The organism is Spirillospora sp. NPDC000708 (genome assembly GCF_040299565.1).
GTDB lineage: Bacteria > Actinomycetota > Actinomycetes > Streptosporangiales > Streptosporangiaceae > Spirillospora.
On sequence record NZ_JBEPCJ010000115.1, the window covers coordinates 18,714 to 28,936 of the forward strand.

10 protein-coding genes are annotated in these 10,223 nt (G+C 74.0%); 3 read left to right on the top strand and 7 right to left on the bottom strand.

Annotated elements, in window-relative coordinates; translation table 11 throughout:
* Positions 1-15 precede the first annotated feature (15 nt).
* The 5 genes from ABT299_RS46375 to ABT299_RS46395 form a co-directional block, all read right to left on the bottom strand.
* Positions 16-1,782 carry an ABC transporter substrate-binding protein gene (locus ABT299_RS46375; protein WP_500254718.1) on the bottom strand — a complete coding sequence of 589 codons (1,767 nt, stop codon included), beginning with the start codon at positions 1,780-1,782 and terminating at the stop codon, positions 16-18.
* A gap of 161 nt (positions 1,783-1,943) precedes the next feature.
* Entirely contained in the window at positions 1,944-2,708 is a 765-nt protein-coding gene (locus ABT299_RS46380; protein ID WP_190857232.1) for an NRDE family protein, read from the bottom strand.
* 226 nt (positions 2,709-2,934) lie between these two features.
* The gene (locus ABT299_RS46385) at positions 2,935-3,711 is read right to left on the bottom strand and encodes an SCO1664 family protein (RefSeq protein ID WP_190857235.1); all 777 of its coding nucleotides are present in this window, start codon (positions 3,709-3,711) and stop codon (positions 2,935-2,937) included.
* A 93-nt stretch (positions 3,712-3,804) separates the two neighbouring features.
* The gene (locus tag ABT299_RS46390) at positions 3,805-4,353 is read right to left on the bottom strand and encodes a DUF3090 domain-containing protein (RefSeq protein ID WP_190857237.1); all 549 of its coding nucleotides are present in this window, start codon (positions 4,351-4,353) and stop codon (positions 3,805-3,807) included.
* A gap of 10 nt (positions 4,354-4,363) precedes the next feature.
* Positions 4,364-5,089, bottom strand: coding sequence for a histidine phosphatase family protein (locus ABT299_RS46395; RefSeq protein ID WP_500254719.1), 726 nt, complete (start codon positions 5,087-5,089; stop codon positions 4,364-4,366).
* Positions 5,090-5,166: 77 nt separating this feature from the next.
* Here ABT299_RS46395 and corA point away from each other — a divergent pair, with 77 nt between their 5' ends.
* On the top strand, positions 5,167-6,147 hold the full coding sequence (gene corA / locus ABT299_RS46400) for a magnesium/cobalt transporter CorA (protein ID WP_500254720.1): 981 nt from the start codon (positions 5,167-5,169) through the stop codon (positions 6,145-6,147).
* Between the two features lie 29 nt (positions 6,148-6,176).
* Here corA and ABT299_RS46405 read toward each other — a convergent pair whose 3' ends face one another.
* Both ABT299_RS46405 and ABT299_RS46410 read right to left on the bottom strand, forming a co-directional pair.
* A complete protein-coding gene (locus ABT299_RS46405; protein ID WP_500200515.1) occupies positions 6,177-6,818 on the bottom strand; it encodes a hypothetical protein in 642 nt (213 codons plus the stop codon).
* Between the two features lie 121 nt (positions 6,819-6,939).
* Positions 6,940-7,794, bottom strand: coding sequence for an undecaprenyl-diphosphate phosphatase (locus tag ABT299_RS46410; RefSeq protein ID WP_387018100.1), 855 nt, complete (start codon positions 7,792-7,794; stop codon positions 6,940-6,942).
* Positions 7,795-8,031: 237 nt separating this feature from the next.
* Between ABT299_RS46410 and ABT299_RS46415 the strand changes: the two genes are divergently transcribed.
* Positions 8,032-8,985: an aldo/keto reductase gene (locus tag ABT299_RS46415; protein WP_500200517.1), complete on the top strand. Its 954-nt coding sequence runs from the start codon at positions 8,032-8,034 to the stop codon at positions 8,983-8,985.
* 129 nt (positions 8,986-9,114) lie between these two features.
* On the top strand, positions 9,115-10,223 hold a 1,109-nt coding region (locus tag ABT299_RS46420; RefSeq protein ID WP_500254721.1), incomplete at its 3' end, for a helix-hairpin-helix domain-containing protein.

Genomic DNA, 10,223 nt, shown 5'->3' on the forward strand with positions numbered 1-10,223 from the left:
CCCGGGCACCGCCGGCTACGAGAGCTTGACCTGGTTGAGGTCGTACGCCTGGTACTGCGGCAGGTACTGCGCGTTCTTCACCCGCGACGAGTGGAAGATCGGGTACTTCTGGTTCATCAGCGGCACGACCGCGGCGTCCTGCATGATCTGCTTGTCGGCCTGCGCCCAGAACCCGGCCGCCGTGTTGGCGTCCTTGGCCTTCAGCGCCTGGTCGATGAGCGCGTTGACCTTCGGGTTGTTGTAGTCGCCGTAGTTGGTGGAGTTCGGGCCGTACTGGCGGCCGTCGAACAGCGGCACGATGTTGGTGCGGCCGTTGTTGCCGTACCAGTCCGGCACCCAGCCGGGGCCGGCGATGTCCCACTTGCCGGCCTTGGCGTCGGCGGGGGTCACCAGCGTGGTGTTGTAGAAGGTGCCGTTGGTGTCGGGCGTGAGGTTCGCGGTGATCCCGCACGCCTTCAGGTTCGCCTGCACCGACTGCGCGACCTTCGGGTGGTTGCTGGAGACCCGGTAGGGGAACTTCAGCGTCAGCCCGTTGGGGTACCCGGCCTGCGCGAGCAGCTGCTTGCACCTGTTCGGGTCGCCGGCGTTGCCGGGCGTCGGGTACAGGTTGAACGGCTGGTAGCCGACGCTGCGCGGCGGGATGACCTGGTTCAGCACCTCGCTGACGTCCGGGCCGCCGTAGATCTGGATCAGCGCGGTCTTGTCGACCGCGTAGTTGATCGCCTGCCGCACCTGCGCCTTGCCGAGCGCGCCGTTGTTGTTCGGGCTGAGCGTGTTGAAGACGATGTAGGGGTTGCTGGACGACCCGTCCATGATCTTGAAGTTCGGGTTGGACTTCAGGCCCGGGATCCGCGACGTGGGCACCGGCTGGTCCCAGGCGAGGTCGGCGGAGCCCTGCTCCATCTGCTGCTGGACGACGTCGGGCGAGTCCTGCCCCATGGTGATCTGGATCCGCTGGGGGTTCTGCGCCCGCGTCGGGTCGGAGGCGGCGTTCCAGTTCTTGTTGCGGTCGAGGACGTACTGCTTGTTCGGCGTGTACGAGACGATCTGGTACGGCCCGTCGGAGACCGTGTGCTGGCGGAACTGCGGGCTGTCGGGGATGTACCCGTCGTACTCGGCGGGCGCGGCCGACGCGAACTGCAGCGCGAGGATGTTCGTGAAGTCGCTCGCGGGCTGGGTCAGCCTGATGACGAGGGTCTTGTCGTCCTTGGCCGTCAGCCCGGCCACGTCGTGGCCGTTCTGGTAGGCGGCCATGGCGGACGCGCTCTTCGGGTCGACGCCGCCGTAGCCCTTGCAGAAGGCGCTCATCCCGACGATGGTCTCGGTGTAGTACGCCTTGCCGCCGGACGGCTTGGCCGGGTTGCAGACCCGCTTGATGCCGCGGATGAAGTCCTGCGCGGTCACCTCGCGGGGCGGGGTGGTGTTCCAGAGCACGCCGGTGCGCAGCTTGATGGTGTAGGTCCGGCCGTCCTGGCTGACGCCCCCGTTCTGCGTGCTGGGGATCTCCTGCGCGACGTCGGGCTGCACCTTGATCGCGTCGTCGAAGTTGTCGGCGGCCTTGAACCCGAACAGCGTCCGGGCGAACTGGCGGGCCAGCATGTTGCCCCAGGTCGTGTAGACGCTGGAGGTGTCGAGGTGGTCCACGTCGGAGGACCCGACGACCTTCAGCGTGCCGCCGGCGCTCCCCCCGCCGCCGCCACCGCCGCCCCCGCAGGACGCCAGCGCGAGCACCGCCGCGCCGAGCCCGGCGGTGACCACCGCCCCCCGTCTCACTGCTGTCATCTGCGCACTCCCCCGTCTGCTGATGACCGACTGCCCCGGAGCGATCCGCGGACCGGGCCCGCACGCGGCGGCCACGAAGATCGCATTAGGTAGTCAAATTAGCACCCAGCGTCATGATCGCGCGGATGCGGGGAGGAAAACGCCGTGCGCCGGGGCGCGGGTCAGAGCACCCGCGACCAGCCCGCGCCGTCGCCGGGGGCGGCGGAGAAGTCGTAGCGGACGGTGCCGGGGGCGAGCGCCGCGAGGCTGACGGACGTGGTGCCCCAGACGCGGCCCTCGCCCATGTCCAGCAGCGGCAGCAGGGCGCGGTGGTCGGCGCGCGGCAGGCCGTCCCCCTCCAGCAGCGGCAGCCACGCCCCCCACGCCGTCCGCACGTCCTCGCGCGGCCCGGGCTCGGGCCGCGCGGCGGCGGCCAGGCGCGGGCGGAAATGGGCGAGGCGGGCCGCCATGTAGGCGTCCTCGGTCGCGCCCTCCTGCTGGCCCTCGCCCTCGAGCCCGCTGTTGACGATCATGTGGAGGCCGGGGCCGAGGTCGCGCTCGGTGAGCTCCCGGCCGTCCCAGCTCCACAGCCGCACCCGGTCCGGTTCGGCGCCGACGAGGTGGAACGGGTCGAAGGCGGCGAGGTCCGGCTCGCCGAGCTTGCCGTCGGCGGCCGTCCGCAGCGGCAGCTCGCCGCGCGTGGCGCGGCCGTCCTCGGGCGCCATCCTGCCGCGGCCGTTCAGCACCAGCGCGACGCGCGGGGCGGCCGGGTCCACGGCGAACCAGGTGCCGCCGGCCCGCAGGTCGCGGCCGCCGATGAGGCCGGGCCGGTCGGGCCAGTGCCGTCCCGGCGGCTCCCACTCCCGGGCGACGAACTCGTCCCGCACGCCCGCGACGAGCACGGGGACGGCGGCGGAGGGGTCGACACTGATGATCGCCGTACACATGCCCCAATTGGAGCACTTCCCCCCAACCCACCCGACCCCCGGGGTCCCCGCCGACCCCCACCGCCACCGATCGAAGCCCCGCCACCCCTCACGGAGGCGTCAGGCGCTGCCCCCAACGGGAGATCGAAGCCAGGCCACCGCCACGGGCAGGCACGCGGAGCGAGCGCCAGCGAGCGCAGCGGGCCTGTCCGTCGTGACGGGGGTTCCAGGGGGTCGCCCCCCTGGGCTAAAGCGGCGGCCAGGGGATCGCCGGCCAGTCTTCGGGGGGGTAGGGGTGGATGCGGTGCTTGAGCATGAGTTCGACGCGGCGGCGGGTCGCGTCGACCTCCTCCTCGGTGAGCAGCTCGGAGAGGCGGGCGGCGAGGGGGCCGCCGCGCAGGGCGCGGTCGACGCGGCCGAGGGCCTCGACCGCCTCGGGGGTGAGGGGCTTGCCGCGCCACTGCCAGAGCACCGTCCGCAGCTTGTACTCCACGGAGAAGCAGACGCCGTGGTCGCAGCCGTACACGTGGCCGTCGCCGGGCGGCAGCAGGTGCCCGATCTTGCGGTCGGCGTTGTTGACGACGGCGTCGAACACCGACATGCGGCGGATGGCGTCGTCGTCGGAGCGCGACAGCGCGACCAGGTCGGTGTCGGGGTCGGGCTCGACCCACAGCTGCACCATGCCGGGCCCGTACGGGCCGTCGCGGTGGACGGTCGGGGGGACGGTGCCCCAGCCCATGACCTTGGACACCTCGTAGGCGGCGACCTCCCGCTCGGCGAGGGTGCCGTCGGGGAAGTCCCACAGCGGCCGCTCGCCCGCGACGGGCTTGTAGACGCAGGCGGCGCTGACGCCGTCGTGCTCGACCGTGCAGTACAGGGTGGCGTTGGAGGCCTGGACGAGGCGGCCCTCGATCGACAGCCGGCCGGCCAGCAGCAGCCGCTCGGCGGCGGGGACGTCGCGGGGGGAGACCCGGTCGCCGGAGGGGTCGCCGGCGGGGGCCCGGTCCCGGGAGGACTGCGTCATGCGCTCATTCTCCCGGCCGCTCCGCCCGTGATCCAGCGCGGGTCCCGGTCCGGGGCGGCCGCGACCCGGCCCGGCGTGCCGACCGCGCGCATCTCAGCCCAGGTATCCGTTCTGGCGGGGGCACACGTGGCCCTCGGTGTCCAGCGGCAGCCCGCACAGCGGGCACGGCGGCCGTCCGGCGGCGACCACCTGCAGGGCCCGTTCGGCGAACGCGCGGGCCTGCGCGGCGCTGATCCGCACCCGCAGCACCGCGATGGCGGGATCGTCCTCGCCGACCTCGGCGTCCTCCTCGGCCTCGGTGACCTCCTGCGCCTCGATGACGACGCGCTCGTCGTCGGGGTCCCAGGCCAGCGCCATCGTGCCGACCTTGAACTCCTCCTCCACCGGCTGCTCCAGCGGGCCGTCGTCGCGCAGTTCGGACGGGGTGACCGCGGGGACGTGGGCCTCGCCGCCGCTGCGCCGCAGCACCTCGTCGAGCAGCTCCTCGAGCCGCTCCGCCAGCAGCGTCACCTGGAACTTCTCCAGGCCGACGCTGGTGACGCGGCGGCCCGCGCGGGCCTGCAGGTAGAAGGCGCGGTCGCCGGGGCGCCCGACGGCGCCGGCGACGAACCGCTCCGGCAGGTCGTAGGAGATGACGGGCATGACATCGACCCTACGCGCCGCCGCCGACGACCGCGTCACTCGCCCCGGATCCGGTTTTCCGGTCATCGCCCTCGTCCGGCTTGGGCAGGAGACCGGCGACGTCGCCGCCGGTGTCGTTGAGGCGGAGCACGAACGGGCGCAGCTCGGTGTAGCGGATCGCGGTGACCGACGCGGGGTCGGCCTGGATGCGCTGGAACTGGTCCAGGTGGAGGCCGAGCGCGTCGGCGACGACGGCCTTGATGATGTCGCCGTGGCTGCACACCGCGTAGACGGCGTCCGGGCCGTGCGCGGCGGTGATGCGCTCGTTCCAGTCGCGGACGGCGGCGACGGCGCGGTGCTGGGCGTCGGCCATCGCCTCGCCGTCCTCGCCGGGGAACCGGGCGGCGCTCGGGTGGGCCTGCACGACCCGCCACAGGGGCTCCTCGGCCAGTTCCTTGAGCGGGCGGCCCGTCCAGTCGCCGTAGCGGACCTCGCCGAACCGCTCGTCGATCTCGACCTTGTCGACGGCGCCGCCTTCGTCGCGGGAGTGCGGGGCGGCGACCGACTCGGCGGTCTCGACGCACCGGTCGAGGGGGCTGGAGACGACCGCGGCGAGCGGCAGCGCCGCCAGGCGCCCGGCGACCGCGGCGGCCTGCGCGCGGCCGCGCTCGTCCAGCCGCACGCCGGGGGTCCAGCCGGCCAGCACCGGCCCGGTCATAGCGGTCAGGCCGTGCCTTACCAGGAGAAGGGTCGTCACAACTGGCCACTGTAGGAGATGCACGGACCGGATGTGATCACCGGCGCGATTCCGCGCGGCGCGCCGGATGCGCGACAATGCATGCCGTGATCGTGGACAAGGCCATCTACGCGGGCGGCGTCCGCAGCGACATCGACGGCGACATCAGCGACGCCTTCGACCTGGCGCGGGCGAACGGCGACTGCTTCCTGTGGATCGGCCTGTACGAGCCGGACGAGGAGGAGTTCGAGCTCGTCAAGGACGAGCTGCGGCTGCATCCGCTCGCCGCGGAGGACGCGGTGTCGGCGCACCAGCGGCCGAAGATGGAGCGCTACGACGACACCCTGTTCGTGGTGCTGAAGACGCTCGCCTACGTCGACGAGACGTCCGACATCGAGGTCGGCGAGATCATGGTGTTCCTCGGCGCGGACTTCGCGGTCACCGTCCGGCACGGCGCCGGGAACCCGCTCGGGCCGGTCCGTAAGCGGCTGGAGGAGGACAAGGACCTGCTCAAGCACGGCGCGACGGCCGTGCTGTACGCGGTGTGCGACGAGGTGGTGGACCGGTACGGGCTGGTCGCGCACGAGGTCGAGGTGGACATCATCGGGCTGGAGCGGGCGGTGTTCGACCCGCGGGCCCGCGACGTGACCGCCGACATCTACTCGCTCAAGCGGGAGGTGCTGGAGTTCCGCACCGCCGAGGACCCGCTGGTGCCGGTCCTGCAGGAGATCGTCAAGGGCCGGGTCTCCGAGTGCGCCGGGACCCGGGAGTACTTCCGCGACGTGCTCGACCACCTGCTGCGGGTGGACGCGCAGGTCGACGCGCACAACGAGCTGCTGAACAGCGTGCTGAACGCGCATCTGGCGCTGCTCGGCAAGCGGCAGAACGAGGACATGCGCAAGATCTCCGCGTGGGCGGCGATCATCGCGGTGCCGACCGCGATCGCCGGGATCTACGGCATGAACTTCACGCACATGCCCGAGCTGAAGTGGACGTGGGGGTACCCGGTCGTCCTGGTGCTGATGGCGGTCGTGTGCGTGCTGCTCTACCTCAGGCTCCGCAAGAGCGGCTGGCTGTAGGGCGCGCGGACGGACTCAAGGCGCGGGGATCACGCGGCGTCCCGGCCGGGCGTCCGGCCGGAGAGCAGTTCGGGGGGCGGCGCGGCCAGCAGCACGGCCCACAGGTGCGACTCGGCGCCCTGCGCCTCCAGCCGGCGGCGCAGCCGCTCCACCCCTCCCCTGGTCGGCAGCGCCAGCCACAGCAGCAGCGGGTAGCCGACGACGAACCCGGCGACGAACACCACCACGGCGTGCCCGATCATCGCCAGCGGCAGGCCCAGCAGGATCACGCCCTCGGCCAGCGCGAACCGCAGCAGCACCGCCTGCCGGAACTGCGTCAGCGCCAGCCGCGCCGCCGCCGGCGGCTCGGCGCCCGGCGCCATCGCCAGCGGGGCGCGCGGACCGGCCAGGGCCGCGACCGCCGCCGCCAGCAGCAGCGGCGCGTAGATCCACGGCGGGGCGTCCCCGGCGGCGCCGCCGCGGTTGTCGACGATCAGCGGGGTCAGCGCGAGGATCAGCACGGGCGCACCGACCAGCACCAGCATCATCAGGCGCATCCGTCCCAGCACCGTCGTGCCCCGCAGCGAGGCGAGGTAGCCCGGGTCGTCGCCGGGGCCGGCGCCGAACACCGGGTCGGCGGACGGCCCGCCCGCGCCCTCCGGCGAGTGCATCGAGTACGGGGATGGTGCCATGGCCCGGCACTTTAGCCCGGCGGTGACCCGCCGGAACAGATCCCCTGAGGATCTTCGCGCGGGTCAGGCGGCGCGTCCGTCCCGCGGAGTGCGGCCGCGGCCGGGTCCGGGGGCGGGCGGGTCAGGTCGCGGAGATCGCGCCGGCCGCGAGCAGGCCCATCAGGACGCCGCCGAGCGCCACCCGGTAGAACACGAACACGTTCGTGGAGTGCCGGGTGAGGAACTTCAGCAGCCAGGCGATGCACGCGTACCCGACCACGAACGACACCGCGGTCGCGATCGCGGTCGGGACGACCTGCAGCGACCCGTCGAACGCCTTGCGCAGCTCGAACAGACCCGACAGCACCACCGCCGGGATCGACAGCAGGAAGGAGTAGCGGGCGGCGGCCTCGCGGGTGTACCCGAGGAACAGCGCCCCGGTCATCGTCGAGCCCGACCGCGACGACCCGGGGATCAGCGCGAGCGCCTGGAACCCGCCGATGATCAGGCCGTCCCGCATGTTCAGGTCGGCGACCTCGCGCTTGCCGATGCCGGCCCACTCGGCGACCATCAGCAGCAGGCCGAGGACGATCAGCGAGGACGCGTTCAGCCACAGGTTCCGCGCGCCGCCCTCGATGAAGCCGTTGAGGGCCAGGCCGATGACCGCCACCGGGACGGTGCCGAGGCCGATGTACCAGCCGAGCCGCGCGTCCTGCTGGGGGCGCAGCTCCGGCGTCCACAGGCTCTTCGTCCACGTCGTCAGGATGCGGACGAGGTCGCGCCAGAAGTAGATGACGACCGCGGCCATGGTGCCGAGCTGGATGACGGCGGTGAAGGCCGCGCCCGGGTCCTTCCAGCCGAGCAGTTTCGGCACGATGAGCAGGTGACCGGAGCTGGAGATCGGCAGGAACTCGGTGAGTCCCTGGACGATCCCGAGCACGGTCGCTTCCACGACGTTCACGAGCGGCGGGTCCCCTCCGAATGCGAGATCGGCCACGGCGCCGATCCCGGTGAAGCGTATCCGCCGCCCGCCGCGCCCCGGTTCCCGCGCATCGCCGCCGTCCGGCCCGGCGCCCGTCCCACCTGCGAGAACACCCTTTTCGGCCACTGCCGGGACGAATCATGCTCATGTTCCCGTCACCTGCCGTACGCCTGCCTTCGCGCACGTCACCGGGCGGACGCGGATCGTGACGGCGCCGTGGGGCGCCCGCGATGACCGCTAGATTGACCGCCTATGAAGGAGCGTCACCTCGGGCGGAGCGGGCTGCTGGTGTCCCGGCTGGGGCTGGGCACCATGACGTGGGGCCAGGACACCGAGCCGGACGAGGCCGCGGAGCAGCTCGTGGCGTTCGCGGAGGCCGGCGGCACGCTGGTGGACACCGCCGACGTCTACAGCGACGGCGACAGCGAGCGGATCCTCGGGGCCCTGCTGCGCGAGGTCGTCGACCGCGACGCCTTCGTCATCGCCACCAAGGCGGCGATCCGGCCGAACGGGCGCTACGACGGGTCCCGCCGGCACCTGCTGCGCGCCCTGGACGCGTCCCTGGACCGGATGGACCTCGACCACGTCGACCTGTGGCAGCTGCACGTCTACGACCCGGCGACACCGCTGGAGGAGACGCTGTCGGCGCTGGACGAGGCGGTGGCGTCCGGCCGCGCCCGCTACGTCGGCGTCTCCAACTACGCGGGCTGGCAGGTGGCCAAGGCCGCCGCGTGGCAGCGCGCCTGGCCGGGGCGCGCCCCGATCGTGTCGGCGCAGCTGGAGTACTCGCTGCTGAGCCGCGACATCGAGCGGGAGGTGGTGCCGGCGGCGCTGGACGCCGGCGCCGGGCTGCTGCCGTTCTCCCCGCTCGGGCGGGGCGTGCTCACCGGCAAGTACCGCACCGGCATCCCCGCCGGGTCGCGGGCCGCCGCGCCGCGCTTCGCCGACTTCGTCCAGCCCTACCTGGACGAGGAGTGCGCGCGGATCGTGGAGTCGGTGGTGACCGCCGCCGAGGGCCTCGGCGTGTCGCCGCTGAGCGTGGCGCTGGCCTGGGTCCGGGACCGGCCCGGGGTCGCCGCCCCGATCGTCGGCGCCCGCACCGCCGCGCAGCTGGGGGCCATCCTGGACAGCGAGGACCTGACGCTGCCGAACGAGATCCGGGGCGCCCTGGACGACGTCTCCGACATGTCCCCCTCCCACCAGTGACCGCGCCCGCACCGTGACCGCCCGCCCCGCGACCGCCCCTCCCGTGCCCGCCTCCGTGACCGGGCGGGCCGTCCGTGGCACGCTCGGGACGGTCCACCGCCAACCGTGAGAAGCCGCGACGGGAAGCCCGTGACCGACACCCCACCTGACATCGACAGCCCCTCGCCCGAGTCCCCGCAGGAGCGCGCCGCCCGCGCCGCCGAGGCGATGCGCGCGGCCGAGGCCGCCGGGGCCCGCGCCGCCGAGGCCGCCCGCGCCAGGCGCGCCGCCGGCCCGCAGGGACCCGGACCGCAAGGACAAGGCCCCCAGGAGCCCGGCCCGCAGGGATCGGGGCAGCATGGATCCGGGCAGCAGGGACCCGGGCAGCAGGGACCGGAGCGGCAAGGCCCGGCCCGCCCGCAGGCCGCCGCCTCCGCCGCGCCGCCCGCCGACGCCCGCGAGGGCCGGGCCGCGCTCGACGAGCTGTTCGCCTCCTTGGGCGTCCCCGCCGGGCTGGCGGCGCGGACGGCGGCGCGGCTCGGTCCCGGCGCCGCCGCGCGGCTGCGCGAGGACCCGTGGCGGCTGCTGAGCGTCCCCGGTGTCCAGCCCGCCCAGGCGGACCACTTCGCGCGCGCCCTGCTCGGACCGGACGCCCGGCCCGACGACCCCAGGCGCGGCGGCGCGCTCGTCCTGCACCTGCTCACCGAGGCGGCCCGCCGCGGCCACACCGTCACGCCCCTCGCCGACGTGGTGTCCGCGCTGGAGCGCGCCCGGGTCGCGGACACGCGCGCCGCCGTCGAGGCCGCGCTGGACGGCGGCGAGGTCGTCACGCTCACCGAGGAGCCGGAGTTCGACGAGGAGTCCTTCGACGAGGACGCCGAGCCGCCCGAGCCGGAGGAGACGCTCGGGCCCGCGCGGTGGGCGCTGGCGGAGGAGGCGGCGGCCGAGGGGTTCCAGCGGCTGACCCTCACCGCCGCTCCGCTGCTCGACGACACCGCCGTCAAGGAGCTGCGCGCCGGGCTGCCCGAGGACCGCTCGCTCGCGCTGACCGCCGCGCTGCGCACCGGCGTCAGCGTCCTGCGCGCCACGCCGGACGCGCTCGCCGAGGTCGCCGCGGGCATCGCGGCGGCCGCCGCGTCGCGGGGACTGCGCACCGCGGTCGCCGCGCCGACCGAGCGGGCCGCCGCCGATCTGGCCGCGGCGCTGCCCGGCGGCGGAGCGGCCCCCGCGGTGGCGAGCCTGCACCGCCTGCTGGAGCC

What these genes read in the sequence shown, in the direction of transcription:
- ABT299_RS46380 (WP_190857232.1), bottom strand. Translation starts at nt 2,708, where the DNA reads ATGTGTACGGCGATCATCAGTGTCGACCCCTCCGCCGCCGTCCCCGTG.
- ABT299_RS46385 (WP_190857235.1), bottom strand. Translation starts at nt 3,711, where the DNA reads ATGACGCAGTCCTCCCGGGACCGGGCCCCCGCCGGCGACCCCTCCGGC.
- corA (WP_500254720.1), top strand. Translation starts at nt 5,167, where the DNA reads ATGCATGCCGTGATCGTGGACAAGGCCATCTACGCGGGCGGCGTCCGC.
- ABT299_RS46405 (WP_500200515.1), bottom strand. Translation starts at nt 6,818, where the DNA reads ATGGCACCATCCCCGTACTCGATGCACTCGCCGGAGGGCGCGGGCGGG.
- ABT299_RS46415 (WP_500200517.1), top strand. Translation starts at nt 8,032, where the DNA reads ATGAAGGAGCGTCACCTCGGGCGGAGCGGGCTGCTGGTGTCCCGGCTG.
- ABT299_RS46390 (WP_190857237.1), bottom strand. Translation starts at nt 4,353, where the DNA reads ATGCCCGTCATCTCCTACGACCTGCCGGAGCGGTTCGTCGCCGGCGCC.
- ABT299_RS46375 (WP_500254718.1), bottom strand. Translation starts at nt 1,782, where the DNA reads ATGACAGCAGTGAGACGGGGGGCGGTGGTCACCGCCGGGCTCGGCGCG.